This is a genomic window from Emticicia fontis, from assembly GCF_054779675.1.
In genome coordinates, this window is the sequence record NZ_BAAGXU010000021.1 from 237,479 (window position 1) to 262,760 (window position 25,282).

Below are 25,282 nucleotides of genomic sequence, written 5' to 3' on the forward strand. Positions count from 1 at the left end.
AATTGAGAAATATTGAATAATTTTATTCTACGGTTGCTTTAGTTTAAGAAAATAGAATTAATGCCTAAATGAGCATTATTTGAGTATGCAGTAATTCTTAAACACGTTTTGAAGGATAGATTAAAACCATGATTTTGGGTACAGAACTCCCAAAAAACTTTACGAACTTTAAGAGCAAAACACAAGCCCAAATGTTCCAGAAGCACTCAATAGCTATTTGTCTTGCGTTAGCAACAATATTTTTGCTGACAGCTACTTTCTTATACCCGGGTGGCTCACAGGCAAGCCTGCAAACCATTGGTTTCGATTGGGCGAATAATTATCTCTGTAACCTGTTTGACGCCAAAGGAATAAACGGAGCGGATAATCCGGGTATGCTCTGGGCTTTTGTGGGAATGTTTTTTCTATGTCTGAGCCTCGGCATCTTTTTCTATCGGACATCAGCCAAAATACAACATCGAAGCAGCGCCTTGATTATCCGCTATTGCGGCATGATAGCCATGTTTTTTGCTTTTTTTGTCACTACCCGTTACCACGATATAGTGATAAGTATTGCTGTCACCTTTGCCATGTTAGCCATTTTTTATCTATCAGTATTTATTTTTATGTCGCGCCTGATATATTTAAAGATAATTACTGCGCTATGCCTCATTACCTTGTATTTCAATGCTTTCGTATATTATTCAGGGCAGTGGTTGGTTATTCTGCCAATTGCTCAGAAAATCAACCATTTCATAATTATCTTATGGGTATTAGGGTTGGAATATTTTACCACAAGAGAAGATTTTCCGTATAAAGCTAAACCGAAAAAATCATGAAACTTAGTGCACTTCGCCCTATTCTGAGAACTCATCAAATAGCCGAAACAGTTGAATTTTATACAGAAATATTAGGCTTCAATCTGGATAATTATGATGAAGAATGGGGTTGGGCTTCCTTAAGTTTAGATGGTATCGAAATCATGCTGGCAACGCCAAATGAACACGAGCGTTTTGATAAACCTACATTCACAGGTAGCTTCTATTTCAATACAAACAACGTATATGATTGGTGGGAACAACTGAAAGACAAAGCCAGAATCTGCTATGAGCTTGAAACTTTCGAGTATGGTATGAGAGAATTTGCTGTGTATGATAATAATGGCTACCTTTTACAATTCGGACAGGAAGTATAAGCTGAGACCTCAATTGTATTAATAGGATATTAAATTCCACTTCCCTTCCTAAATATTCCTCCACAAAAAACAAAAAAAGGTACATTTTTTGCTGATTTTTGATTATATGAAAATATCATTTGTCTGTAATGTATAAAAAACTAGTTTTTATTTTGTTGTTTGGGGTATCCTCATCTATCATGGGACAGGTGCCGGACCGTGCAAATATCCTGGAACTACAAAGCAAACTTCGAAAAACCAGATCTGAAAAAGATAAAATACCTGTTTATTTATCCATAAGTCAGTATTACCAGCAGAAACAAGCTGATTCAGCTACTTTTTATGCTATCAAGGGGCTTAAAGCTGCAACCGTTTTACATGATAAAAAAGCACAGGGACAAATGCTTTATCAAATGGGTGTCATTAATATTGAACATGATAACCTATCCACAGCACATCAGCATCTGATAGCGGCATTAGACATTTTTTTATCTCTGAAAGATAGAAAAAATACTATTCTGTCTTACGAAGAACTAGGAGTGATAGAGGGCAAAAATGGAAACGTATCTAAAGCCACCGAATATCTCAATAAGGCCATAAAGCTGAGTAGAGACGTCAAGGATACAGTAGATATGGTGCAAAGTTATCTAAGATTAGGCTGTATTGAGGAGCTAAACGATAATACAGATAAAGCACTATCTTACTACAAAACGGCAGAAGAACTAAACAAGGCATTACCATTATCCAAGCTTAATTTAACTATTCTGCATCATATCGGTAAAGTCCATTTGAAAAAAGGGAATCATGACAAAGCCATGTCTCATATTAAGAAAGGCATTGCCCAGACAGATAATGCCGAAAATGCACACAAACATATTAAATTTCTGACCCAAGCCGGAGAAGTGCACCGACAATCTGGTAATGATGATAGTGCTTTGATTTACCATAAAGATGCCCTTTCTAAAGCGCAAAAGTTTTCTTTGCCTGAAGAACAAGCACGGGTATTGATAAAGATTGCAGATATAGTTAAAAAATCAAGCACTGATAAAAGTCTTGCGCACCTCCAAAATGCGCTTTCTATTGCCAAAGAGATTTCTCAACCCAAATTAGCGGCTGAAGTATATCGGGCCATTGCAGAAATCTATCGCCAGCAAGAGCGTTATGATGATGCTTTATTTACACTAGAGCAACAACACGCTTTATTGGATAGCCTTTTCATCATCAATAAATCGCAGGAATTAGCGGGTTTACAAGCAAAAAATGCCTTACTCGAATCAACAGAGAAATTGGATTCTGTTAATCAGGAGCGTAAGTTTGAAATAACCATTGCAGTCATAATCATTCTCGCCGTATTATTAATCGCTTTCTTTGCCTGGTCGAATGCCAAGAAAACTACGGCCATGAATATCAAACTGGCTGAATCAAATCAGATAAAGGACCGCTTGTTTTCTATCATAGGCCACGATTTGCGCGGCCCAATTGGCAATATGTCTCAACTACTATCCATTCTTGAAATGGACGGTATTCCGATAGAAGAGCAAAGAGAAATCATGGGCATTCTCAGACAACAAAGTGAAGCCTCGTTTGAAGTATTAACCTCATTACTCAATTGGGGAAAAATACAATTGCAAGGCGTGGCCGTGAGTATGGTTGATTTTCAGCCAAAAGGGGTTATTGACAAAAACATAGGCGTACTCATAAATCAGGCAAAGGATAAAATGATAACTATCACCAACGAAGTCCCGGCCGATTTAAGTGTATTTGCCGATGCCTCCCATTTCGATTTCATTATCCGGAATCTCCTCTCAAACGCCATCAAATTTAGTTATCCGAGTGGCATAATTGATGTACGCACCCAAGAAAGCACCGATAAAGACTTTGTTGTTTTCGCAGTAAAAGACACAGGAGCCGGCATTAGTCAGGAACAACAGCAACAGTTCCTGAGAACCAATATTGACGTATCTTACGGAACAAAAGGGGAGAAGGGGACAGGCTTAGGTTTATTGTTGATTAAAGAATTTATTCAATCAAACGGCGGAAAAATCTGGCTTGAAAGCGAAGAACGAAAAGGTAGTATTTTCTATTTTTCTTTAAGGAAATCGGAGAAGTGATTGGAAAATGGAGAAAACGGAGCAGGAAAATAGAATTAATTGATTTTGAAATTTTGACTGACTCACTTCAATATAATGCGTTGTGGCAATTGATTATACGATTTGAAAAATCGTGATACATAAAAAAGTGCTATATCTGAATTCCAGATATAGCACTTTTTATTTGAATATTTTATTAGCTCTTTCCCTCTGCCCCATGCCCTTACCCCCTGCTAATTGCTAATAACTATAAATCGATATATTCATAATTCCCATTTTCGAGGAGAATGACGATACATAACGCAGACGCTCTTTTTCTAAAAAATCCTTGAATTTATTCAAAGCACTCATGGTTGTTTCTCCCTCAACCTTGATTTTGATCATCACAAAAAAGTCATTACCAAAGGTATTCTGCGCCATCAGTTTACTCAACTGGAGTGCCTCTGATACCTTGCCTTTAAGATTAAAAACAGTTGCCATCAGTAAGTAATCAGGAAATTGTTAATTGAAGAAATGCTTTATCGTTGCCGTGCTCAAGCTGTATAGATTTACAGCCACTAAGATTACAGACAATACCTTATGAAAAACAGACAGTCTGTAAGACTGATAAACAAAATTTTTTCAGGCTATTAAATTGCTAACGAAATTTAAAATAAATTAGTCCAAATATCAAAGCTTTTCTTAAAATATTTGAGGTTAAAAGCTCGTTAATAAACAACTTTATCCGATAAATAATAGCCTTGAAAATTAATTAACCAGTTTGTTGAAAAATTTGTTTCAGAGTATTTATACATAGATGGAAAATCGTTTACTATGTAGTGCGCATTAACTTTTTGCAAAAGCACTCTTAGCATCTGTTGGCCTGCCAGATTTTAGGGTTTATTTTACCTTTTGGATAGAAAAGCTTTAAATCGATCAGATTAAAGAAAAATGATTTTCTATTAGTATATTTGAGGGTTAACCTGACATCCGAAGAACATTTTTTACAAACTGCCCATCAATTTAAACATTACTAATGCCGGAAATATTGAAAATTGTTCTAGCCGATGATGACGAGGACGACAGAGATTTCTTTCAGGAGGCCGTCCAGCTCACACAAATACCAACTTTGTTGACAACCGTGAAAAACGGATTAGAGTTAATGCACCTTTTGCAAACATCCGACAAGTTTGATTTGATTGTATTGGATGTAAATATGCATCTGAAAAATGGCGTTGAAACCCTAATTGAAATACGCGCCGATAAAACGCACAAACAGACTTTTTGTGCCATTCTTACTACCGCCAGCAACAAACATTTAGAAGAAGATGTCCTGAAAAAAGGGGCAAATATATTTAAAACCAAGCCGTATAATTTTGACGAATATGCAGCTAATGTAAAAAGTATTATTTATGCTTGTCAGCAAAGTTTGAAATAGGATACTCGTCAATGTATTTAAAGAAACGGGATAGTTTCTTAAACAAGTTTAAGAAATTATAGATAATCGGTTGATACTTTTGCGATAGTAAATATTAAGACAGATGAACATTATCTCAATCAGATTCTTACGACTATTTCTACGACTGGCGCTTTCTCCCTCATTTTTGTTAAGTGCAAATACTACTTACGGATTTAGTATGGATAATCTGATGGCTTCTAAAACGAAATAGGATTTTTAGATAAGGCTGAGATTAAAAAATGTTGTATAACCGAGAGTTTCTACAAAAAAAACGCTGCAATCATTTACATTTTCTACTAAAAACTTAAATTTGTTTTTGGCAATACACTCATTACCCTAAAAACCAATTTAATGAAAAAAATTCTGCTTTTTCTTCTAGTTTCAGTAGCTTCCTGCAAAAATAAACCAACACAAAACCAACAAATCAAAGGTCTCAGCGAATATGCGGTAGATGTACCCGGAATTCAGACATTTTATGATAAAAAAGGTGTGTTGGCCGATAATGGTATGGTAGCCTCGGCTCACCCGATAGCCTCACAAGTAGGCGTTGAGATATTGAAAGCGGGCGGAAATGCCATTGATGCTGCTGTAGCGACTCACTTTGCTCTGGCAGTAGTTTATCCTTGGGCAGGTAATTTAGGCGGAGGTGGATTTTTGGTTTATCGTGATAAAAAGGGCGGTACTTTTACACTTGATTTCCGTGAGAAAGCCCCTCTGAAAGCGCATAGGGATATGTACCTTGATGCCAGTGGGAATCCGATAGCAGGTTTAAGCATTTTAGGACATCTGGCAAGCGGTGTCCCAGGCTCGGTAGATGGGATGGTAACTATGCACGAAAAATTCGGTAAATTATCATGGGATAAAGTAGTTGCACCAGCGATTGCCCTTGCACAGAAAGGAATCGTATTGACAGAACGGGAAGCCGTAGGCTTGAACCGCGTAAAAGCTGATGTAGTAAAAGTAAATGCACCGGATTCTCCTTATTATATTCGCCCCGATAAACAGGAATGGAAAAGGGGGGATACACTCATTCAAAAAGATTTAGGCAGAATATTAAGTCTGATTCAGACAAAGAAGCGTGCCGGATTTTATGAAGGCGAATGTGCTGATTTATTGGTGAAAGAAATGGAACGTGGCAAGGGGATTATTTCGCATGAGGATTTAAAAAATTATCATTCAGTTTGGCGCGACGCGATCGTTGACCATTATAAAGATTTTAAAATTATTACAATGCCCCCAACTTCAAGTGGAGGCGTGGCTCTCATGCAGTTGATGAAGTTTGTAGAACCATATCCATTAAAAAAATGGGGTTGGAATTCAGATTCAACGGTTCAGGTGATAATTGAGGCAGAACGCCGTGTATATGCCGACCGTGCTAAATGGCTGGGCGACCCTGATTTTGTAAAAGTACCTGTAAAAGAACTAACAGATAGAGGATACCTGAAAAAACGTATGAGCGATTTCTCTTTTGCCAAAGCCACAGATAGCAAAGCTATCAGTGGTGGAGCAGTGCCGGGCTACGAAAGCAACGAAACAACACACTACTCGGTAGTTGATAAAGATGGGAATGCCGTTTCTATTACTACCACTTTGAATGGCGGATTCGGTAGTAAAGTGGTAGTGCAAGGAGGAGGGTTTCTGATGAACAACGAAATGGATGATTTCAGTATCAAAGCAGGTGTGCCCAATATGTTTGGTTTGATTGGTAATAAAGCGAATGAAATTGTGCCGGGCAAAAGAATGCTTTCGTCGATGACTCCAACTATTGTTGAAAAAGAAGGTAAATTATTTATGGTTGTTGGTACTCCGGGTGGCTCAACTATTATCACTTCAGTTTTCCAGACGATATTGAATGTACTAGAGCATGGCATGACGATGCAACAATCGGTTAATGCTCTGAAATTCCATCACCAATGGTTGCCAGATAATACGACTTATGAGAAAAATGCTTTCAGTGAAACTACTCTCAATAACCTGAAAGCCAAAGGTTATAATATGGTACCTATGACTGGGTCATTAGGGCGTATGGATTGCATCATGCTTCGCCCTGATGGTAAACTTGAGGGAGGCTCTGACCCAAGAGGAGATAATACAAGTATAGGGTATTGATAATAATGCTATCACAGCAAAGTAGTTTGAATGCTACTTTGCTGTGATAGATAAAATTATATGAATCACTTCACAAATTCAACTCCTTCCATACTTTCTAATCTTGCAATTATACCCCAGCCATAAAAATCATTGGCAACGGCAATTACCAATTCGTTTTCGCCTTGCTTTAAGTTGAGGTTTACTCTGGCATTCTGTATAGAGATACGCCCTTCAGGATATTTACGCATCGGAGCTTGTAAATAAGTATTCTTATCTAGAAATACCATTTGGTTATTGAGAAATACCCATGCATCATCGCTGAAACCAAATTGCAAAGCATTCTTCTGATTTTCTGCAACCTTGATTTTAGCCTTAAGCCAAACTACTTTTCTGGTATTGTTTCCGCCCAGTTTTCTGCTGAGGTTAACCATTCCTTTGGCCTCAGCCATGATGGCCTCTGTAAATGTTTCCGGCTTGGGCAGATTGGCTGGAGTTACCTCGTTACCCGCCGGTAAATCAGTAAGTTTTGTTAAAGACCAGTTTCTGATATATTGCGCATCATTGTCTGTTAAATCAGGTGCGGGAAAAGCTGGTAAGCCTTCAACCACACCAGGTTTTATCTGCATACTTGATACCACCATTCAGAATAGAATTCCATAGCTCATCTATGTTTTCATCATATGACTTGGCTTACTCAAAACACCTTTATTTTTAAAATATAAGTTAAGTCCGCAACAACTTCTAAAAATAGACTCGAACATTTCAGAGGGATTTTTTCAAAAACAGAAGTTTCATTTGTTTGTGTCATATTAATAACGACCAATTCTATTTTTGTGCTGATTTTTCTGCTATCTCATTTTGTAATATGTTCGGATTACCAATGCCAGTATTGATATATGGGCTCAGGCTACGATGTAGGTAATAATTCCATCCACTAGAACAGTCTGTAAAGCATTGAATTTCAGGAGTTAACCCCCAATGTATAAACTCAATTTTTGTTTTATCATTCTCTTCCGAAATTTCAAAACTGATTTTAGTGCCTGTCCATTCGCTTTTATCTTCTAAAAAACTCAGATAACTTTCAGTTACCAGCCAAACAACTTTTTGGTCAGGGATCAATTCTACCAACTTTTGTCTCGAATAATGTACATCTGCAAATCTTACCTCAAATTCTTTATTCAAATGGTGAGAATCGCCAGTAAACTCTTTAGACCACCATTCTTTTACATTATTAATGGCATTATAAATTTCATGAGCAGATTTATCTGCCCAAAGTGTAATAGTTAAACTCTGATTTTGCATGGTTATTTATGGTATTAGATTATTAATGGATTTATGAAGCAAAGGTAAGGTCTGAATTTTATTCAGAGAGGGTGTAAAACAGACATTCTAACAGGTAGATTCAGACAAAGTAAAATCTTGCTTTTTGATAAAATAATGGGGTGATCAACATTATAATTTACCCATAAAGAAAAGCACGCATAACGGGATAATAAATGGCATAGACATTAAAAGAATGAAGAATAAAAGACCAAAAAATCCATACAAGCCATTATCTTTTTCAGAATAATAATCTATAATTTTCAAGAACCTTTTATCTCTTTCAAAATAAGAATCAACAAAATAACTAACTACTGCACCTGTTAGAACTGTGATTGGTAGTATAATTAGCCAATTTATTGGAACGGTGACAGATTCCTCTCCAAATATAGCTATCCACACTAAAAACACCGTAGATAGAATAGGAACTATTAAAGCCATTATAAAGGCTCTACTTATAGGACTTGGGATTCCGTATTGGTTATGACGGTGTCTTGGAAGGAAATAATACATGCAATAAAACATATAGTCAAACCACCTTTTTAACATTTTCATTGAATCAGGTTCATTAATATTTGTGCAAGCGTACAATGGCTGACATAAATATCTATATTATCTTAATCTGAATAATAAGAATATTTAACAAAAGGTGATTTTTCGGGACTTATATGGTTTTATTTGTTTTGAAAGGAAAGTTTAATTCTACATCGATATGCAGGTAGAGTTATAAAACATCATTTGGAGCTTAAATCTATATATTTTGAAAGACTATTAACTTTAGCTAGAGATGATTTTCTTTCTTATACACATTCAATTCAGTAGTAAGACTCACTAAAGACGGATTATTACGGGATATTGTAATTGGAATTTTATCTCCTGTTTTATATTGTCTATAAGTGTTTCCTTTAACTCTCATTACTTCACCATAAGGCTTTCCTTTGAACTGATATTCAATTTCAAAACCCCCTCCAAGGCCATATTTATCAATAATTCTGGCAGTGCTTTCATAAGGGCTATTCATGATTACCCTTAGTTTATATTCATCATATCTGCTGTTCATCAATTTAATAGAATAAACCAATAAGGCCAGAAGTAAAACTATAAATAAGCCAACTATACAAGAAAGTATTTGGGAGGAAGAGAGTTTGAGTGCCATCAATATTATTTTTTAATTTTGGTAGATTCTTTCGGCTTGTATATCTAAAATTGCGTACCACCCCCATTTTTATGACAGCGTTATGGGTAAAAATTTCGTCTTCATTTATGCACAGGGAATAATCTATTTGCAATAAATAGGGGTTAGTTAAGCCGGAAAAACCTTTGTGGATATAATTACAACATCATCACTTTAACAACAAACCGAATTAAGTACCGTAAATTCACACTTTATGCGTATAGAAAACTATTTAGCCCGAATCAGTTATCCTGATTTTCATCAACTGAGCCTTTCAAGCCTTTTTAAACTTCATCAGTCACACATATATAGTATTCCGTTTGAGTGTCTGGATATTCATCTGGGAATCCCCATCACATTAGATGTAGAGGCTATATATAAGAAAGTAGTTAATTATTTTCGTGGAGGATTTTGCTACGAACTCAATACTTTATTCAATTGGTTGCTCAATCAATTGGGGTATGAAGCCAGCATGATTTCAGCACAGATTGTTAATAATAACCAACCCGGACCAGAGTATGACCACATGGCCATCTGTGTCAAAATGGAATCTAATTGGCTTTTAGACGTTGGCTATGGCGATTTATTTATTAATCCAATCGAAATTAAACCTGATGTTGTGCAATACGACGGGGTAAACTATTTCATGATTAAAGAATTGGGAGATGATAAATACAGTCTGATGATGTCGGCTACAGAAACCAATTTTAAAGAGAGATATGTATTCAGTTTATCAGGAGTAGCATTAGAAAAATTTGAATCACAATGTCAGTTAAAACAGACCTCAGAAGATTCTCACTTTGTTAAAAACCTGATTTGTACCAAACCAACCGAAAGTGGAAGAAAAACGATTTTTAACCATAAGTTTCTTGAAAGAAATGAAAGTGGAAGGCATTTTTTTACATTTGAGAGTGAGTTTGACTTGGTCAAATGCCTGCAGGAAGAATTTGGGATTGATATAAAAAAATATCAGAACCGATTAGCAGAGATGTTTCAGTTTAGCTTCTAAGAATTGTCGAATGTCGATTGCAGATTGTTGAATTATAAACCAATTTAACAATCTGCAATCAATATTTACTTTAGTTTTCTTTTCCATAATATTACACCTCCTAATAGTATCAGAAGAATTAAATTATCCCGGACAACATGAAAAGTTCTGTCTGCAGATATTTCATATCCGCTCGAAAACAAAGAGATTGTAAGTGTTAACTGCACTACCAATGCTAATATCAGTATCCATTTAAATATATTAAGAACTATTTTCATTTTGATTGAGATTGCCACAATTGACCCGCAAGGTAATACAATTATGTGTACAAACCTTGTATAAACCCTATACCCAAGTTAGCTGTATAAGTCTTAGTTCGCCTTTAGGGGTTGGGGGCAAACCTCAATGTAAATGTAGTTCCGGTATCAACGACACTCTCAACGTTAATGCTGCCTTCCAGGCTTTCCATTTGAGACTTGATGAGATATAAGCCCAGACCTTTGCTGTTGGGGCGGTCGTGGAAACGTTGATATAAGCCAAATATTTTTGATTTATGCCTATCCAGATCTATGCCAATACCATTGTCTCTAAAAGTCAGAATTACGGTATCTGCTTCTTTATGGCTTTCAATTTTTATTTTGAGATTCCGTTCATAAGACCGATATTTAATGGCATTTGTCAATAAATTCATGAAAATGCTTTCAAGATAAGTCTCGTTAAAAACCACACTAGGCGCACCTGTAAAATCAAATTCAATTTCCGGCTCTACTTCCTCAAGCAGGTTTCCCAGCTGGCCTTTGATCTGGGCAAAGATTTGTCCAAACAAAATTTCTTTCTGTTCAATAGAATCGCTGTCTCTTATAATCAGAATTTTTATCAAGTCATTGACTGTAGTATTCAGCTGAATGGTAGAAGTCTTGAAACCTTCGATAATCGTTCGCAGGGTAGCGTCTTTAATTTTAATATCCTGTAATAAATCGATGAATCCCATCAGATTTGATAGCGGTGCTGTCAGATTATGAGAAGTAATGTAGGAGAAATTCCGCAAGTCATTATTGTTCTGATGAAGCGTTTTTATCAGTTGTTCACGCTCTATTTCATGATTTTTTCGCTCAGTTATATCTCTATAATTGATAACAATAGCACCTACGGCAGGTTCTTGCAGGAGATTGGTACACGAAGCTTCCAGCCATTTATAAGTGCCATCTTTACTGAGGCTGCGGTATTCAAAATTTCTCGTTTTTTCAGGGTCTTCAATAACGTCAATAAAAGCCTGCGAAACATCCTGCAAATCATCCGGGTGAATGAGGTCATATCTGGCTTGTCCTATCATCTCATGCTCATCAAATCCGGTAATCTTTTTTCCGGCCGGACTGATCTCCAACATTACACCATCAATACTCATCAGACTTAAGCCGTCATTACTGTTCTGTAATAGACTTCTGAATCGTTTTTCATTATTGCTGATTGCGTCTTCCGCACGTTTTTTATCAGATATATCACGTGCAATTTTAGATGCTCCCTTGATATTTCCCTTGCTATCTCTGATTGGCGAAACAGTCAATGAGATATAGATTAATTCACCATTTTTCTTTCTGCCTTGCGTTTCAAAATTTTCAACCGAAATCCCTTGCTTGATTTTTTCAAAAATCTCATCCTCCTCGCACAATCTATTCTGAGGTATGATCAGATGACAGTCATTCCCAAGTACCTCATCAGCGCTAAAACCAAATAATTTGGAAGCGCCTTTATTCCAGGTAATGATTTTATTCTCAAGGGACTGGCTGAATATGGCATCTTCTGACAAGTTGACAATTGATACATATAATGCTTGATTTTCTTCAAAATGTTTTCGTTCGGTTATATCTGTAAAATTGGCAACAACTACATTAATATCTGGTATGTGAAGTAGATTGGTCAATGTGCCTTCGAGCCAAATATAAGAACCAGCCCTCTTCTTTTTCCGGAAAGTCATTGAAACAGGTACTTCAGGAGATTCAAATACGTGTTTTAATTGTTCAATGGTATATTGTAAATCTTCAGGATGGATACTATCGAGTATGTGATGTATTTCTTCTTCTCCATTGGTATAGCCAAACGCCTTTTCAATAGCCGGACTCAAAAACTCTACTTTACCATCAGCATCAAATAAAAAAAGCATATCATGGCTATTTTCCAGAATAGACCTGAATCTCAACTCCCGCTTCCTGAGTTCTTCTTCAGCTTTTTTACGACCTGTTATATCTACCCCTGTTACACAGACCCCTGTTATTATGTCATCCTCTACTACTGGTCTGATTGAAAAATCTATCCAGGTTTTACTGTCCTCTTTTTCATATAAGCGGTCAAACTGAATGATTTCTCCAGCAAAAGCTTTTTCGAAAAGAGCCATAACCACTTCTTTTCTATCATCTGCAATAAAATTCAGTGCATCTTGACCAATTTCTATTTCGTTAGGGGTGTTCAAGAACGCAAATATTCTGGCATTACTATTAAAAGCTTTTACTTTGCCGTGTCCGTCAATTAGTAAGAAGGCTTCTGTAGTATTTTCGAAAATCGTTTTTAAGCTGTTTTCAGATCGTCTCAATTCTTCTGCGGCTTTCAAACGTTCGGTAATATCATAATAATTAGAAACAATAGCATGTACATTTTCGTCGAGCAATAAATTCTTGACACAACCTTCTATCCAGATAAAATGTCCACCTTTATGTTTAATTCGGTTCTGGCGGGGAATTGAGATGCCAGGATTTTCTAATAGTTTTTGTGTTATCTCCTTTATTTCTTCGGCTTGTTCAGGATGCAGGAAGTCTAGATTGCGCTTTCCGATTACTTCAGATGGTTCATATCCTGTCAATTTCTCAAATGCTGGGCTTACATATTCTATTATGCCGTCTTTGTCTGAAATGATGAGCATATCGGTAGAGTTTTCTACCAGCGACCTGAACCTTTTCTCATTCAGTTCAACTCTTCGTTCAGCCTTTTTACGTGCCGATATATCATTGATAAATGTGCCTGCTTTTATTTCATTATTGAAATCTTTATAGAAGGTAGAAGAAATTTCAACGGCAAAATTTTCACCATTTTTGCGAATTCCAATGGCTTCTCCTTTCATACTTCCCGTTTTCTCCTGTTCTTCTAAATCCTTTACAAACTTAGAATCAGTATGGTCTATTAAATCATTTCGGTTTAAGCGCTTAAATTCCTCTACGCTATATCCAAACATTTTAACAGCAGCATCGTTAACATCAATCACCGAACCATCATGATCACTAAAAAAAAACGCATTAACAGAATTCTCGACAATGGCCCGATAGTTTTCTTCGCTTTTTTGTGTTTCGTTTTGCGCCTTTCGTGTTGGTGTTATATCAGAACAGGCTACAAAAACACCAATAATATGTTTTTGATTATCATAAATAGGTTTATATTTATTGATTGTAGAATATATGGTGTTGTCTGGGCCGGGTAGTGCAACTTCTAATTCCAGTGTCTGGCCTTGCAATACTTGGTTGTAAATATTTTTTGCAATTTCAAGGCGCATAGTAGGAGCATAGCTCAGGATATTTTGCCCTTTAATGATATCTCTGCCCAGATATCGGGTATATTTTTCTTGAAATTTTTCACTGAAAGTAATAATTTTTAGATCTGCATCTACCACAAAAAAACTTTCTTCGGTATAATGCTTTATTAAATCGCTACTATCTAATTGGCTTTTAGGGTAGGCTTTTTTAGGTATGTTTTGGGATTGGTGCTCCGAAAGACCCTTTCCTGTTATTAATTTATTGATACTCATTTTAGCAAAAAGTTGTTTTGTAATTGAAATCCTTAAATTGTGTTTCAAGATTTCAATAAGAGAAAAAGTTAATTGTATATGACTGAAAATGTTTTTAAGAAGGGTGAAAAAAGCAGCAAAGTGCTGATAATTAAATTGTTATGTTTTTTAAGGCGTTAATAGCAAGTGGCTTGGATAGATAATCGATTACAATAGGGTATTTCTTTGCCTTGGCTTTCTCTATCGGGTCTGTAGACGACGAAAGAATAATTATTTGAGTCTGGTTGAAATATTGATAAAATGTTTTGACGAATTCTTCGAGAAAATCCCAACCACCCATTACTGGCATATTCAGATCTAAAAAAATCAGGTTGAGATAATCTTCTGTTGCGTCAGTATTGCGTAGTTCAAGATAGTAGTCCAGAGCTTCCTACTCATTCATTTTTGTGATAATTTCTTCAGCAAAAGCGGCTTTCCCAACTATTAATTTAATCAATGTCAGGGTAATTTTATCGTCATCAACACACAGAAGTTTTTTTACCATAATGTATACGTATAGGTTATGCCACTATTTTCTCTAAACAGCATTCCCTGCTTGTAACCAAGCATTTATAAAAACATTACCAATAAAATTACCAATAGCCGATGGTTAAAAAAAAATAGGGCAGAAGATTACAACAAAGTTAATTAAACATAAAATATCAAATTCGGTACCAGCCTTGCAATAAAAATAAGTAGTTCAATCCGATTTTACAAGCGGTTTAGCTAATTTGGAATCATTATAAAGCTGAAAATATCATTCATTTTAATAAATAATTTTCGTTTATATCTTATTTATTTGGAAATAGTAACTGCTAGCTCCCAGGTTTCGGGGTTGAAAGAGCATTGACAACTCAACCTTTGTGCTTTTAATGAATCGATTAGTTTTTTGAGTTTAGATGAATTAGTTTTATGATCCAGAATGACCGTAAGGCTGTTATTCTGCAAGCTGCCATCCATTTTTACATAAATGATTTCATACTCCTGCAAAGTATGAAGAACTCTCCAATTGAGATTTTTAAGTTGTTTCATGAATTTAATTGTTTCTAAGCGGCATGGCTTAATTTTTTAGCAAAAGTTTTATGGCCCTTTTCAAGGGAGCGTGCAGGCTATGGAAACTAAACTGAATCAAAAATAGAAGCTAGAACAGAAGTTATCAAGCAGAAGATACTAAACTTATTTAACGGGGTTATTGATGGCTAACGGGATATAATACCTATTTCTTCCTGCTCAATTAATGATTAAATATTGAAATACTGATGGTTTGAATGTGTGAAGGAACTGAAACTGATGATTTAAACCGAAGGTGCTCGGATTCTAATATATTACTAAAGTTTTTTAAGTATTCAGGCATTTCGTCGTCATTCATCATAGAAACCGTAATAGCTGTATCATGCTCTATAATTTCCTGAGGTATGATATTGCTAGTCTCCAGAGCATCATAAACAGTTCTTTTAAATTCTTCGTAAGTCTTCATGGTAGAATAAGCTAAGTAAAGGGAAAACGATCACTAAAAGTGATTTATAGATATTGGGAAAGAAAATTTAAAGGATTTAAACAATAGGATTATGAGGGGGCGCAGTAGTCTATACCAAATGTAGGATATTGTTTAGACTTTTCCTAAAGAAAAATTAAAAAAGTTAAACAAGTGTTCCGGACGGAAAAATCGGATTTCCCAAAGTAAGAATTTAAAAAAAGCTCCAGACATTGTCCGGAGCCTTTAGTAATTAAACAGTTTAATATATATTATGCAAGCTCAATTTCTTTAGCCAGATATACATCCTGAATAGCATTCAGGATCTTTACTCCTTCTTCAAATGGACGTTGGAATGCCTTACGGCCCAGAATAAGCCCCATACCTCCGGCACGTTTATTAATGACAGCCGTGCGAACAGATTCTTCCATATCTGATTCGCCCTTCGATTCGCCTCCAGAATTAATCAAGCCAATACGCCCCATATAACAATTGGCTACCTGATAGCGGCAAAGATCAATCGGATGGTCTGTGGCTAGCTCGGTATACATTTGTGGCGCGCTTTTGGAGAAATTAATGGCCGTAAAACCACCGTTACTTTCCGGCATTTTCTGTTTGATAATATCCGCCTGAATTGTAACGCCTAAATGATTCGCCTGCCCTGTAATATCGGCTGCCGTTTCGTAGTTGATATTATCTTTTTTAAAGCCATTATTACGGGTATAACACCAAAGAATAGTGGCCATACCCAACTCATGCGCTTTCTCAAAAGCTTTGGCAACTTCTATAATCTGACGATTTGAACCCTCTGAACCAAAATAGATAGTTGCCCCAACGGCTACCGCCCCTAGATTCCAGGCATCTTCAACCGAGCCAAACATTATCTGCTCATATTTGGTCGGGTAAGTAAGTAATTCGTTATGATTGATTTTTACTACAAATGGAATCTTGTGGGCATATTTACGCGCCACAATCGCCAGATTGCCAAAGGTAGTAGCTACGGCATTGCAACCGCCTTCTATGGCAAGCTTTATAATATTTTCTGGGTCAAAATACATCGGGTTTTTGGCAAATGAAGCTCCTGCTGTATGCTCAATGCCCTGGTCGATAGGAAGAATTGATAAAAAGCCAGTATTAGCCAAACGTCCGTGCCCATATAAAGCAGCCAGGTTCCTCAACACCGGTATACTCCGGTTGCTGCCCTGAAAAATCTCATCCAGATAGTTGGGTGAAGGAGAATGCAATAAGTTTTTATCAATAGTTTTACTGGTATGTTGCAGTAAATAATCGGCGTCTTTGCCTAAGTAATGAACAATTTTCTGATAACTCATAGTTGAAGCTAGATTTGGTATCCTATTAATAAAACAACTGAGTTGATGGATTGTTACATTAAAATATGGTGAAAATTGGAAGTGCAATTTATAAAATCAATTTTGCAAGCTAACTAATAATAGTTTACATTTACTTCTCTTTCTATCCCTCCCAATAAGTGCTTTTACTGATTGATGATGTCAAGGGGCTTCTGGTCAATGAATAATTTTTCAGATATGAATCATTTAATAGTATCGGCTATGAAAAGAACAATGAATAGTTTAAAAGGTGATGTGATATTTATGCTTGAGAAGTACGACTTACTTCATGAAGAGATTACACCCAATGCAAGCAGCGAAGGAGTGACTATCACACTTGCACGCAAAAACGATTCCCGGAGATTTCAGCACTTTATTCATTATCTCAATGCCGAAAATATCAATTATTACGCCTATTTCTGCCCCATTGTGAAGCGTATCAAAGTGAATATATCTTTAGAATAAATGTTAGTAGGAGTATAGTTCAGGTTTTTGAAAAGCTTTTAAGGCTAAACTCTATCTTATTCCCTCTGTGGCGTCAATAATTCAATACATTCAATCTTCGTCAATTACGAATAATTTCAAATTATGATTAACTTGCATACTTTGTGCAGAGAAAAACTGTGACGATTTAAATTTAATTGCGTAATACGATGGACGATTTCCTGAAAAGTATTGAAAAGAAAATAGTAAAATTATCGTTTAAACAACAGGTTTTATTTGCCGTGTTGACCTGCGAAAAACTACTCCCTAATTATAGACAGTTCAGCGATACCGAGAAATGGGGAAATATTGAAGTGCTGGAAGATGCTATCGTAATGATCTATCAATATTTGCAGGATATAGAAGTAAACGACGAAGAACTGGATGCAGCCTATGAGAAAATCAGCGAGATAACACCCGACGTTGAGCGTTTTAAAGGAGATTTGGCTTCTTATGCACTTGATACCTGTTCGGCCGTATCTGATGCTGTTGAATTCCTTTTAAGTGAAGACCAGAGTTATTTGATAAATATAGTTTCTATTGCACAGGAAACAATTGATATGTTTGTTCAGGAGTCTGAGGAATTAGACCCGATTGATGAATATTTAGATAAGAAGATAGCGCAGAATCAATACATGAAAAGAGAATATAAACGTCAACATGAGATTCTACGAAAATTATTAGGCGCAGAAATAGACTTACCTTTTATCTCATCCATGCGCGATTTCAATAATAGTACCGGAGCCATTATTGAATTATCGCTGGTTAATTAATCTATTTCAGTGTGTAGCATGATGTTGTGGCTGATAAAATTCTTCCGAATTTTGGCGAACTAGAAGTTCGCCCCACAAATGATAAATCCGAAAATAAAAAATGAGTTTAGAATTAAGAAGACATTTTGAAAAAATAACTCCTGTTACCGATCAGGAGTTTGAATACATCATGTCACATTTTACTCCCAGAAAACTCAAAAAGCATCAGTTTCTGATTCAAGCCGGAGGTACGGCTCCATTCGATTTTTTTGTCATAAAGGGTCTACTCAAAGCTTATTATATCAACGAAGATGGCAAAGAACATATCCTGCAATTTGCCATGGAAGACTGGTGGATTTCTGATTATCAGGCCTATTTCAACCAAACCGAGGCTACGCTGAATATCGATTGCATTGAAGAGGTAGAAGTTCTTTGCCTCTCGTTGCATAACCGTGATAAACTCTGTGCCGAATTGCATAAAATTGAGCATTTTTTCAGACGAAAATCTAATTCCGGCTATGTTGCTTTACAGCGTCGAATTTTATGTTTGCTTAATAATAACGCCAAAGAACGCTACGAGCAGCTATTAACACAATACCCATCACTATTTCAAAGAGTACCTAAAACCCTGATTGCTTCTTATCTGGGTGTTTCCAGAGAAACCCTTAGCCGCCTTTCTGCTTAGTGTGACATACATCACACCAAATCTGTGACATACCTCCTGTGCCACCCCATGCTTTATTGTCAATTTTGCATTGTCATTCAAACACAAGCATGAGAAAAATTATTCAAACAATGTCAGTAATTGCTGCGCTAACAGTCGGAGTTAATCAGACAACTATGGCACAGGCTAAAACAATCAATACAATGAAAAAGAAAATTTTATTCGTGGTAACAAGCCACAGCAAAAAAGGAAGCACCAATCAGCCAACAGGGTATTATTTAGGAGAAGTTTCACATCCGTGGGAAGTATTGCATGAAGCAGGCTATGAAATAGATTTTGTGAGCCCCAAAGGTGGTAAAGCTCCTGTAGATGGATTTAATTTAGATGATGCTACTAACAGAAAATTCTGGGATAACGCAGAGTATCGTCATAAAGTGGAACATACCATGACCCCGCACGAAGTAAAACCCAATGAATATGCGGCTATATTTTATGCAGGCGGCCACGGCGCCATGTGGGATTTTGCAGATAACAAGGCTTTAGCAGATATAGCTGCCAGAATCTATGAAAACAAAGGTATAGTAGGAGCAGTATGTCACGGTCCTGCCGGATTGGTAAATATTCAACTAAGTGATGGTAAATATCTGGTAGATGGAAAGAGAATAAATGCTTTCACAAACGAGGAAGAAACAGCAGTTGGATTGGAAAAAGTAGTTCCTTTCGCATTGGAAACCCAATTAATTGAAAGAGGTGCAAAATTCGAGAAATCAGGCCTTTGGCAATCACACGTGGCCGTTGATAGCCGCGTCGTAACCGGACAAAATCCACAATCGGCCAAAGCAGTAGGAGAGGCCATTTTAAAAGAGTTAAACAACTAATTATTCATTCATTCACTCACAATTAACCATTCATAATCATCATGGACTTACATTTGAACAATAAAACAGCTTTTATCAGTGGCTCAACAGCAGGAATCGGTTTTGCCATCGCTAAAAGATTATTAACGGAAGGAGCAGAGGTAATCATTAATGGCCGAACACAGGCAAGTGTAGACAAAGCAGTACAAGAATTAAAAGACCTTACTAATCATACAAAAGTATCAGGCATCGCAGCCGATTTTGAAAAAGTTGAAGAAGTAAACGCCTTGATTAGTCAATTGCCCTATGTAGATATATTGATTAACAATACAGGAATTTTTGAACCCAAACCATTTGCTGAAATACCGGATGAAGATTGGTATAGATTCTTTGACATCAATGTGATGAGCGGAGTACGCTTATCACGACACCTGTTCCCTAAAATGTTAGAAAAAAACTGGGGAAGAATCTTATTTATTTCAAGCGAAACTGGTCTTTCGCCTGCCAGCGAAATGGTACATTATGGCATGACCAAAACCGCACAATTATCAATCAGTAGAGGAATGGCTGAATTAACAAGAGGTACAAACGTAACTGTCAACTCAATTCTGCCCGGCCCAACCAAATCACGTGGGGTAGGTGGATTTATCAAAGAGCTTTCAGTAGCTGGAAATACCAGTACTGATGAAGTAGAACAGAATTTCTTTAAAGAAACCCGCCCAACTTCACTGTTACAACGCTTTGCGGATGTATCTGAAATTGCTGATACAGTAGCGTATTATGCCAGCCCATTGTCATCAGCTACAAACGGCGCTTCCATAAGAGTAGACGGTGGTATCCTGAAATCGATTGTATAAAGAAAATAGTTAGCAGTAGCCTATTTTAATCAAGCTGAAATAAGAAACAGACACTTATTTCAGCTTGATTAAAAGGCTTTCAGTACCTGTATGTTTCATTTCGATAGAAGTATTAAACACCATTAGTTTTATATCTCCATCTGGTGTTACGGCAGTAATTACCTCTTTGCCATCTTCAAAGGTAATAACCACCATTTCTTTTCCGTTCGGGTCTTTCTTGATTTCAATTGCAGGTTTCATATTCTTAAAGTTTTGTGTGAATAATTACGTATATATAACTGTTAATGGTTGGTTTTGTTTATGGTTAATCTTCCAATAAAATAAATAAAAAAGCCCCAACCATGAGGTCGGGGCAATAATTTTGGTAGATGGTATTTCTTAATAACAATTACTTGTCAATCCGGTAGCATCAAAATTAGTCGTATAAGTCCCTTTTTTAGCGTCATAAGCTACAACTAATATCAAGCCCACTTTCCCGGCTCTTTTAGGTGAGCAGTATTCAAATAAATAATAACTGTTGGCTTCACCTTTAACCACTCTTGCCAACTCTATGAATTTTGCTTCCAGTTCATTTTTATTCTGTGGGAAAACAGCTCCATTCTTACCGATTGAAGTTAAAATAGGCTTGTCAATTTCAGTACCCAAACCAATCGTAAACAATGATATTTTAGCGTTGGCTTTGCTTACTTTGTCTAGTGCTACTTGTTTAGAATAACGGGCTGCCTGGTCAGTTCCATCAGTGAATATGACAATCGAGAACGCTGAAATATAACTCTCCTTCTGTAAATCTTTTAGGCGCTGCTCAGCTTTATCAACAGATTTAATGACTGCGCCATATAAATCTGTTGATGGATCTTTAGAAATACTCGCACTCAAGTTCTGCACGGCATTGGTCAGCTGGCTTTTATTAGAGGTAAAATCAACCAATGTATTGAGTTTATCTTCTCCATCAAACCACGCAATGCTTACCAGATAAGAATCATCGCCCGATGTAGTAATGATATTATTGATAAAACTGATAGTCGAACTTTTAAGCTGCGTTAAAGCAGTAGAAGTAACACTGGCGCTTAAATCGAGCACAATTAAAGTATTATGTCTGAATTTCTGCGGACTTGGTGAGAACTGCTTGTTTGCCTCACTTTCAGAAATCGCATTGGCGCATTCATCATTCGTCCCTTGTTCATATACTTTAAAATTCCCAGTTGTCAGGCCAGAAACTGGTAAGAACTTACTGGAATTTTCGTTCACTTTCAGAATCATACTCAACTTACTGCTGCCGGGCACAATCTTAGGTGCTGAGATGGCTGTAATGACTAAGTCATTATAAAAAATATCAGGACAATTGCGGTTGGGGTCTTTCTCACAAGAATTAAAAAGGAGTGCACAAATAATTAGTAATCCGCCAAGGAAAATCTTCTTTGTCATGGTGAAAATAGGTTTTATTTAGTATAAGCACGTAAAAGTCTCGCAAATTAAATATTTCTATTGGTACGTATCTGCATTTCTAACGAAAAATAACGATAAATGTGATAACTGATATTGAATATTAAATTTTGCTAGCAGTTTATGACCTATTTTCTAACTGAATAAGAAGGTTGATTTTGTTTCTAGTTAAGAATTTTATTATGAGGTGTAAATGGTTGATTTTCACCCTCTTAATATTTTTTTAATTGGTAGTCTCGGCTTGATTGAATAAGTTTGGCAAAGTTTAGAAGATAAAATCATTGCTACTATAATCTAATCGCCAGGGTCATAAAGCCTGAAGGGATTGAAGATATAACCTGAAAAGGGTTGAAAAGAACTTAATAAACGTACGCTTATTAAGGCTGTTCGTTCCATAGGACAGTTAAATTGTTAATTGTTTGATTAAGGAAATACCTCTGCCCATGGCGGAGGTATTTTTATGAAGAAAATATACCATTTGCTTATATTTAAACGAATGATAGCTTTTAGTGTTTTAAAATACTTGTGTATTCAATCTCATAATATAATCCGGAAGAATTTGGAATTAAATCGTCTTCTGCAATCCTATAAATCTGTCCTTTTTCATTAAGTATCAATTGTGTTTTTACTACGCTTTTTCTAGGAGGATTTTCTTTCTTTAATTCCACTTTGCGTTCGATGATATTATTTTTAGAAAAATAGATAGCAGGGCCATCCAAACGAGAGATATAATAAATTGGTGATATATCATCCTGATAATTAGTTTTAGTATCATAGATGAATGAAATAATGTGCAATAGTTCTTTTGATTTATCAAAAACTCTTTCTTCAACAATATTACCGTTTTGCACGGTGTATTCAGAGTATTTTCTTAACTCACTCAAGATTGTAATTGTTCTCTTATTAGGTAAATTGCTATCAGCAGTATACTCAAATGTTTCAATAGTTGTTTCATTTTCATCACTTAGCTGAATGAGCCTATTCTTTGCATCATATTTTAGTTTATAAAGAATTCCCGTAGTTTTATTATTTAAAGGATCTTCAATACTAACATTATCAAGTCGATCACTTAGATAATTATATTTATAGTCAACATCTCCCCAATAACCTCTTACTTTTTCTTTCAACAATTTACCTGCATTATCATATACGAATTCCGAATAAGTAATAGGCGTAAAATTACTAAAATCGCTATATTTTCTATAAATTCTATTGATTTTTTGTATTGTTTCCGGAGCATTAACAGTTTTTCTTTCGCATGAAAAAAATGCGATAAGAAGCAATAGACAGATGAGTTTTTTCATAAATCAGGTAGTACTTTTTTAGTCAGAGAACGCTTGTTTAGCAGGAAGTCTCAGTTATTTTATGGTCAGACAAATATAGAGAAATAAAACAAATTAAAAGAGAATGTAAATATCTTGAGTTTGCATAAATCTACGCTTCCAAAGCCACAATCATATGATTAAGCAATTGAAGAAAAACGGACTTATGAAATGTCTCATTTAACCGAACACTCACAATTGTCATTGCATCTGAATCCTTAATAAACGCGTTTAATTTTTTAGTATCAAACAGAATTGCTTTCTTATCCATCTTTGAAGACACCGATTTGATATCTGCGGCCCAAAAACTAAAAGCATCAGCCCCACAACAATCAGCTGTGCAATTTACTTCCAGCCGATTAATTAAATCACGAAATGTTCCCATAAATTCATCAATTTCCAGCGCTACATAATCCACTGATTCGTCAAAACCAATTCGCTCAATCCATTCTGTGTTGCTGATACTTATACCTTCCTCCATACTAATAAAGTTATCGTGTTTTAATAGATTTCTATTTGGCGTTTGAGTAGAAAAACAGAAGAATTTCTAAACAATTTGTATAAATAAGGAGGAAGTGATGTTATGAGCCGCTAATATAGTATACAAATTGGTTAAAATTCAATAGTCTATTAGAAAAATGTGCTATCTGTGCAGTTAAAGTAGTTAAGTAATCTTACTATATGAGCGGTATCATAGTAAAGTGATATTTAATCGAATATATTAGCGCTTATCTAAAATTGCAAATACACAATGAAAAAATACCTGCTCAACTGTTTTCTGCTCATACTTCCGGTTATGCTCTGGAATGGCTTATTGACCAATAAACTACCGGCAGTTTACCAACCAGATATCTTTTGGCACAATATTCCAGTATGGGTAGGATATGGAGAAAATATCTCAAGAGGCTTAGTTTTTCTGATGGCCTTTCTGATACCTTTACCTACGGAAAAACTTTATCAAATAACCGGTTTCTGGATTTATCTGATTGGGCTAGCACTCTATTTCATTGCATGGATACTTTTAATTGACTATCCTGATAGTGCATGGAGTAAAAGCCTTTTAGGATTTATGGCCCCTGCCTATACTCCTCTGTTATGGCTCACAGGTATAGCCCTGACAGGCAAATCTTTCTATTTCAAAATCCCTTACCGTGCTTATTATTTTATACTCGCTTCTCTGGTTTTTTTGAGCTTTCATTGTTTCCACACCTGGTTGGTATGGGAAAGACTTCAATGATGTTTGATTTTGGTTAAAGGAATAAAATCTTTAATTTCAATGATATATAGTCGATGATTTTATAATTGTTTTTTTTTGAATTTCATTAGTATTTTGGAGCTGAAATAAGATTAATGTGATAAGGGTTAACTGTTTTTTATATATACTTATATGGGATTAGATATTGATGTTTTAGTAAACAATTATGATCAGGTTTTTCCTGAAAGTTTTGATTTGCCAGTAAATAGAGATTATAATCCATACCACTTAAGCAGAAGTTTTTGCTATTTAATTCTTAACAGTGTAAGAGGTGATGGACAGGAGCTTCGTCAGCTGGAGCTTATATCAGGTCTGGACTTATCTTGTTTATACCAGATGGGAGAGGCTCCTTATGATGATTATCATTTAGATATTACTTTGAAAAGTATTAAATCAGATGCAGAAAAAGAAAAATTTTTGCATGAAGAAGAAACGAAGAGAACGGCACTTGAGGGTAATATTGATAAAGTTTTTGAAACTATTCAAAAATTAATTTCAGTTTTAAATTCAGTTCAAAATCTGCCCAAATTAATGCCACCACACCCGCGTATAGTTGAAGAATATTATGCAGATTTTTCATTAGGGGAAGATGAAGAATACTATCGCTATCATTATTTTGGTAAAGATTTACGAAACTTCGAAAAATTCTTAATTTACGCCAAAAGCAAAGGAACTACTACTGTTTGGTTTGAATTTAGTTAAAGTGTGAAGGTTCAATAGATTCGCTACAGTTGGGTAGGATTTAGCTATCTTGAAATTCTTCT

The 25,282-nt window shown here is 35.8% G+C and carries 27 protein-coding genes; 13 read left to right on the plus strand and 14 right to left on the minus strand.

From position 1 onward, the window contains the following. Positions 1-128: 128 nt before the first annotated feature. From ACYVFA_RS13165 to ACYVFA_RS13175, 3 genes are all read left to right on the plus strand, one after another. The gene (locus ACYVFA_RS13165) at positions 129-818 is read left to right on the plus strand and encodes a hypothetical protein (protein ID WP_460472292.1); all 690 of its coding nucleotides are present in this window, start codon (positions 129-131) and stop codon (positions 816-818) included. Then, positions 815-1,174, plus strand: a complete 360-nt coding sequence (locus tag ACYVFA_RS13170; RefSeq protein WP_460472293.1) for a VOC family protein — start codon at positions 815-817, stop codon at positions 1,172-1,174. The genes ACYVFA_RS13165 and ACYVFA_RS13170 overlap by 4 nt, the downstream gene beginning before the upstream one ends. Before the next feature lie 128 nt (positions 1,175-1,302). Then, positions 1,303-3,264 (plus strand): ATP-binding protein, encoded by a 1,962-nt coding sequence (locus ACYVFA_RS13175; RefSeq protein ID WP_460472294.1) that lies wholly within the window; start codon positions 1,303-1,305, stop codon positions 3,262-3,264. A gap of 219 nt (positions 3,265-3,483) precedes the next feature. Here ACYVFA_RS13175 and ACYVFA_RS13180 read toward each other — a convergent pair whose 3' ends face one another. After that, the gene (locus tag ACYVFA_RS13180) at positions 3,484-3,723 is read right to left on the minus strand and encodes a hypothetical protein (RefSeq protein ID WP_460472295.1); all 240 of its coding nucleotides are present in this window, start codon (positions 3,721-3,723) and stop codon (positions 3,484-3,486) included. A gap of 535 nt (positions 3,724-4,258) precedes the next feature. Between ACYVFA_RS13180 and ACYVFA_RS13185 the strand changes: the two genes are divergently transcribed. Both ACYVFA_RS13185 and ggt read left to right on the plus strand, forming a co-directional pair. Further along, a complete protein-coding gene (locus ACYVFA_RS13185; RefSeq protein WP_460472296.1) occupies positions 4,259-4,660 on the plus strand; it encodes a response regulator in 402 nt (133 codons plus the stop codon). Between the two features lie 372 nt (positions 4,661-5,032). Beyond that, positions 5,033-6,790, plus strand: a complete 1,758-nt coding sequence (ggt, locus tag ACYVFA_RS13190; RefSeq protein WP_460472297.1) for a gamma-glutamyltransferase family protein — start codon at positions 5,033-5,035, stop codon at positions 6,788-6,790. 65 nt (positions 6,791-6,855) lie between these two features. Here the strand turns inward: ggt and ACYVFA_RS13195 are convergent, their stop codons facing one another. The 4 genes from ACYVFA_RS13195 to ACYVFA_RS13210 form a co-directional block, all read right to left on the minus strand. Then, positions 6,856-7,398 carry a hypothetical protein gene (locus tag ACYVFA_RS13195; RefSeq protein WP_460472298.1) on the minus strand — a complete coding sequence of 181 codons (543 nt, stop codon included), beginning with the start codon at positions 7,396-7,398 and terminating at the stop codon, positions 6,856-6,858. A gap of 199 nt (positions 7,399-7,597) precedes the next feature. After that, a complete protein-coding gene (locus ACYVFA_RS13200) occupies positions 7,598-8,074 on the minus strand; it encodes an SRPBCC family protein (protein WP_460472299.1) in 477 nt (158 codons plus the stop codon). A gap of 150 nt (positions 8,075-8,224) precedes the next feature. Next, positions 8,225-8,533, minus strand: coding sequence for a hypothetical protein (locus ACYVFA_RS13205; protein WP_460472300.1), 309 nt, complete (start codon positions 8,531-8,533; stop codon positions 8,225-8,227). Between the two features lie 340 nt (positions 8,534-8,873). Next, positions 8,874-9,248: a hypothetical protein gene (locus ACYVFA_RS13210; RefSeq protein ID WP_460472301.1), complete on the minus strand. Its 375-nt coding sequence runs from the start codon at positions 9,246-9,248 to the stop codon at positions 8,874-8,876. 232 nt (positions 9,249-9,480) lie between these two features. Here ACYVFA_RS13210 and ACYVFA_RS13215 point away from each other — a divergent pair, with 232 nt between their 5' ends. Then, positions 9,481-10,275, plus strand: coding sequence for an arylamine N-acetyltransferase family protein (locus tag ACYVFA_RS13215; RefSeq protein WP_460472302.1), 795 nt, complete (start codon positions 9,481-9,483; stop codon positions 10,273-10,275). 361 nt (positions 10,276-10,636) lie between these two features. On the opposite strand, the gene ACYVFA_RS13220 is transcribed toward ACYVFA_RS13215, so the two are convergent. The 5 genes from ACYVFA_RS13220 to ACYVFA_RS13240 all read right to left on the minus strand — a co-directional run bounded on the left by ACYVFA_RS13220 (position 10,637) and on the right by ACYVFA_RS13240 (position 16,867). Further along, on the minus strand, positions 10,637-14,044 hold the full coding sequence (locus tag ACYVFA_RS13220; protein WP_460472303.1) for a PAS domain S-box protein: 3,408 nt from the start codon (positions 14,042-14,044) through the stop codon (positions 10,637-10,639). Positions 14,045-14,174: 130 nt separating this feature from the next. Further along, positions 14,175-14,447 carry a response regulator gene (locus ACYVFA_RS13225; protein WP_460472319.1) on the minus strand — a complete coding sequence of 91 codons (273 nt, stop codon included), beginning with the start codon at positions 14,445-14,447 and terminating at the stop codon, positions 14,175-14,177. 410 nt (positions 14,448-14,857) lie between these two features. After that, positions 14,858-15,094, minus strand: coding sequence for a hypothetical protein (locus ACYVFA_RS13230; RefSeq protein WP_460472304.1), 237 nt, complete (start codon positions 15,092-15,094; stop codon positions 14,858-14,860). A 202-nt stretch (positions 15,095-15,296) separates the two neighbouring features. Then, complete coding sequence (locus ACYVFA_RS13235) at positions 15,297-15,539, minus strand: hypothetical protein (RefSeq protein ID WP_460472305.1); 243 nt, start codon at positions 15,537-15,539, stop codon at positions 15,297-15,299. 269 nt (positions 15,540-15,808) lie between these two features. After that, positions 15,809-16,867, minus strand: coding sequence for a class I fructose-bisphosphate aldolase (locus ACYVFA_RS13240; RefSeq protein ID WP_460472306.1), 1,059 nt, complete (start codon positions 16,865-16,867; stop codon positions 15,809-15,811). 240 nt (positions 16,868-17,107) lie between these two features. Here ACYVFA_RS13240 and ACYVFA_RS13245 point away from each other — a divergent pair, with 240 nt between their 5' ends. From ACYVFA_RS13245 to ACYVFA_RS13265, 5 genes are all read left to right on the plus strand, one after another. Beyond that, complete coding sequence (locus tag ACYVFA_RS13245; protein WP_460472307.1) at positions 17,108-17,350, plus strand: hypothetical protein; 243 nt, start codon at positions 17,108-17,110, stop codon at positions 17,348-17,350. Between the two features lie 188 nt (positions 17,351-17,538). Then, positions 17,539-18,141 (plus strand): YjaG family protein, encoded by a 603-nt coding sequence (locus tag ACYVFA_RS13250; RefSeq protein ID WP_460472308.1) that lies wholly within the window; start codon positions 17,539-17,541, stop codon positions 18,139-18,141. A gap of 100 nt (positions 18,142-18,241) precedes the next feature. Continuing rightward, positions 18,242-18,805: a Crp/Fnr family transcriptional regulator gene (locus ACYVFA_RS13255; protein WP_460472309.1), complete on the plus strand. Its 564-nt coding sequence runs from the start codon at positions 18,242-18,244 to the stop codon at positions 18,803-18,805. A gap of 89 nt (positions 18,806-18,894) precedes the next feature. Then, positions 18,895-19,662: a type 1 glutamine amidotransferase domain-containing protein gene (locus ACYVFA_RS13260; RefSeq protein WP_460472310.1), complete on the plus strand. Its 768-nt coding sequence runs from the start codon at positions 18,895-18,897 to the stop codon at positions 19,660-19,662. A gap of 41 nt (positions 19,663-19,703) precedes the next feature. Further along, a complete protein-coding gene (locus ACYVFA_RS13265) occupies positions 19,704-20,498 on the plus strand; it encodes an SDR family NAD(P)-dependent oxidoreductase (protein ID WP_460472311.1) in 795 nt (264 codons plus the stop codon). A gap of 54 nt (positions 20,499-20,552) precedes the next feature. Here the strand turns inward: ACYVFA_RS13265 and ACYVFA_RS13270 are convergent, their stop codons facing one another. The 4 genes from ACYVFA_RS13270 to ACYVFA_RS13285 all read right to left on the minus strand — a co-directional run bounded on the left by ACYVFA_RS13270 (position 20,553) and on the right by ACYVFA_RS13285 (position 23,744). Then, positions 20,553-20,738, minus strand: a complete 186-nt coding sequence (locus ACYVFA_RS13270; RefSeq protein WP_460472312.1) for a hypothetical protein — start codon at positions 20,736-20,738, stop codon at positions 20,553-20,555. Positions 20,739-20,876: 138 nt separating this feature from the next. Further along, a complete protein-coding gene (locus ACYVFA_RS13275) occupies positions 20,877-21,923 on the minus strand; it encodes a vWA domain-containing protein (protein ID WP_460472313.1) in 1,047 nt (348 codons plus the stop codon). Between the two features lie 524 nt (positions 21,924-22,447). After that, positions 22,448-23,245 carry a hypothetical protein gene (locus ACYVFA_RS13280; protein ID WP_460472314.1) on the minus strand — a complete coding sequence of 266 codons (798 nt, stop codon included), beginning with the start codon at positions 23,243-23,245 and terminating at the stop codon, positions 22,448-22,450. A gap of 130 nt (positions 23,246-23,375) precedes the next feature. Then, a complete protein-coding gene (locus ACYVFA_RS13285; RefSeq protein WP_460472315.1) occupies positions 23,376-23,744 on the minus strand; it encodes a DUF6331 family protein in 369 nt (122 codons plus the stop codon). A gap of 270 nt (positions 23,745-24,014) precedes the next feature. Here ACYVFA_RS13285 and ACYVFA_RS13290 point away from each other — a divergent pair, with 270 nt between their 5' ends. Both ACYVFA_RS13290 and ACYVFA_RS13295 read left to right on the plus strand, forming a co-directional pair. After that, on the plus strand, positions 24,015-24,500 hold the full coding sequence (locus ACYVFA_RS13290) for a hypothetical protein (protein ID WP_460472316.1): 486 nt from the start codon (positions 24,015-24,017) through the stop codon (positions 24,498-24,500). A gap of 150 nt (positions 24,501-24,650) precedes the next feature. Beyond that, positions 24,651-25,220 carry a hypothetical protein gene (locus ACYVFA_RS13295; RefSeq protein WP_460472317.1) on the plus strand — a complete coding sequence of 190 codons (570 nt, stop codon included), beginning with the start codon at positions 24,651-24,653 and terminating at the stop codon, positions 25,218-25,220. The last annotated feature ends 62 nt before the right edge of the window (positions 25,221-25,282 follow it).

Excerpts from the sequence above, each read along its gene's own strand:
- ACYVFA_RS13270 (WP_460472312.1), bottom strand. The coding sequence starts at position 20,738 with ATGAAACCTGCAATTGAAATCAAGAAAGACCCGAACGGAAAAGAAATG.
- ACYVFA_RS13175 (WP_460472294.1), top strand. The coding sequence starts at position 1,303 with ATGTATAAAAAACTAGTTTTTATTTTGTTGTTTGGGGTATCCTCATCT.
- ACYVFA_RS13295 (WP_460472317.1), top strand. The coding sequence starts at position 24,651 with ATGGGATTAGATATTGATGTTTTAGTAAACAATTATGATCAGGTTTTT.
- ACYVFA_RS13290 (WP_460472316.1), top strand. The coding sequence starts at position 24,015 with ATGAAAAAATACCTGCTCAACTGTTTTCTGCTCATACTTCCGGTTATG.
- ACYVFA_RS13205 (WP_460472300.1), bottom strand. The coding sequence starts at position 8,533 with ATGGCTTTAATAGTTCCTATTCTATCTACGGTGTTTTTAGTGTGGATA.
- ACYVFA_RS13275 (WP_460472313.1), bottom strand. The coding sequence starts at position 21,923 with ATGACAAAGAAGATTTTCCTTGGCGGATTACTAATTATTTGTGCACTC.
- ACYVFA_RS13245 (WP_460472307.1), top strand. The coding sequence starts at position 17,108 with ATGAAAAGAACAATGAATAGTTTAAAAGGTGATGTGATATTTATGCTT.
- ACYVFA_RS13280 (WP_460472314.1), bottom strand. The coding sequence starts at position 23,245 with ATGAAAAAACTCATCTGTCTATTGCTTCTTATCGCATTTTTTTCATGC.
- ACYVFA_RS13220 (WP_460472303.1), bottom strand. The coding sequence starts at position 14,044 with ATGAGTATCAATAAATTAATAACAGGAAAGGGTCTTTCGGAGCACCAA.
- ACYVFA_RS13165 (WP_460472292.1), top strand. The coding sequence starts at position 129 with ATGATTTTGGGTACAGAACTCCCAAAAAACTTTACGAACTTTAAGAGC.
- ACYVFA_RS13240 (WP_460472306.1), bottom strand. The coding sequence starts at position 16,867 with ATGAGTTATCAGAAAATTGTTCATTACTTAGGCAAAGACGCCGATTAT.
- ACYVFA_RS13195 (WP_460472298.1), bottom strand. The coding sequence starts at position 7,398 with ATGCAGATAAAACCTGGTGTGGTTGAAGGCTTACCAGCTTTTCCCGCA.
- ACYVFA_RS13215 (WP_460472302.1), top strand. The coding sequence starts at position 9,481 with ATGCGTATAGAAAACTATTTAGCCCGAATCAGTTATCCTGATTTTCAT.
- ACYVFA_RS13250 (WP_460472308.1), top strand. The coding sequence starts at position 17,539 with ATGGACGATTTCCTGAAAAGTATTGAAAAGAAAATAGTAAAATTATCG.
- ACYVFA_RS13230 (WP_460472304.1), bottom strand. The coding sequence starts at position 15,094 with ATGAAACAACTTAAAAATCTCAATTGGAGAGTTCTTCATACTTTGCAG.
- ACYVFA_RS13255 (WP_460472309.1), top strand. The coding sequence starts at position 18,242 with ATGAGTTTAGAATTAAGAAGACATTTTGAAAAAATAACTCCTGTTACC.
- ACYVFA_RS13185 (WP_460472296.1), top strand. The coding sequence starts at position 4,259 with ATGCCGGAAATATTGAAAATTGTTCTAGCCGATGATGACGAGGACGAC.
- ggt (WP_460472297.1), top strand. The coding sequence starts at position 5,033 with ATGAAAAAAATTCTGCTTTTTCTTCTAGTTTCAGTAGCTTCCTGCAAA.
- ACYVFA_RS13235 (WP_460472305.1), bottom strand. The coding sequence starts at position 15,539 with ATGAAGACTTACGAAGAATTTAAAAGAACTGTTTATGATGCTCTGGAG.
- ACYVFA_RS13170 (WP_460472293.1), top strand. The coding sequence starts at position 815 with ATGAAACTTAGTGCACTTCGCCCTATTCTGAGAACTCATCAAATAGCC.
- ACYVFA_RS13265 (WP_460472311.1), top strand. The coding sequence starts at position 19,704 with ATGGACTTACATTTGAACAATAAAACAGCTTTTATCAGTGGCTCAACA.
- ACYVFA_RS13285 (WP_460472315.1), bottom strand. The coding sequence starts at position 23,744 with ATGGAGGAAGGTATAAGTATCAGCAACACAGAATGGATTGAGCGAATT.
- ACYVFA_RS13260 (WP_460472310.1), top strand. The coding sequence starts at position 18,895 with ATGAGAAAAATTATTCAAACAATGTCAGTAATTGCTGCGCTAACAGTC.
- ACYVFA_RS13200 (WP_460472299.1), bottom strand. The coding sequence starts at position 8,074 with ATGCAAAATCAGAGTTTAACTATTACACTTTGGGCAGATAAATCTGCT.
- ACYVFA_RS13180 (WP_460472295.1), bottom strand. The coding sequence starts at position 3,723 with ATGGCAACTGTTTTTAATCTTAAAGGCAAGGTATCAGAGGCACTCCAG.
- ACYVFA_RS13210 (WP_460472301.1), bottom strand. The coding sequence starts at position 9,248 with ATGGCACTCAAACTCTCTTCCTCCCAAATACTTTCTTGTATAGTTGGC.